This window comes from Kitasatospora putterlickiae, assembly GCF_039527695.1.
Lineage (GTDB): Bacteria > Actinomycetota > Actinomycetes > Streptomycetales > Streptomycetaceae > Kitasatospora > Kitasatospora putterlickiae.
Genome location: NZ_BAAAKJ010000022.1, coordinates 1 through 460 on the forward strand (window position 1 = coordinate 1; position 460 = coordinate 460).

Genomic DNA, 460 nt, shown 5'->3' on the forward strand with positions numbered 1-460 from the left:
GCGCTGGGCGGCGTCCTCGGTGGCGCGGGAGGTGTCGAGGTAGACGGAGGCCCAGGGGCCGGGCCGGTCGAGGAGCGGTGCGAGGTGGGCGGGCTGCATAGCGGTCTCCCCGGTTGGGTGGGTTCCGCCGCGCTCCTGCCCGGCGCCGTCGGCCGGCGCCTCGGCGTGCACGCGGAACCGCCGGACGGGCGGACCCTCCGGACCTCCAGTATCGCGGTCCGGACCCGGCCGGGTCGAGCGCCGGGGGCCGGTCAGGAGGCCGTTCGGGCGGCGGGGCGGTGTTCACTCCGGTTCCGGCGGACCGCGTGGAGCGGGACGGCCGGGAGGACCGGGAGGGCCGCGTGGAGCGGACGGCCGAGGAGCGGCGGGCCGGCGGCTCAGCTCGGTACCGGTGGCCGGGCGAGCAGGGTGCCGTCGAGGGCGGCCAGCAGTTCCCCGGTGTCGGCGTGGACCTCCTCGG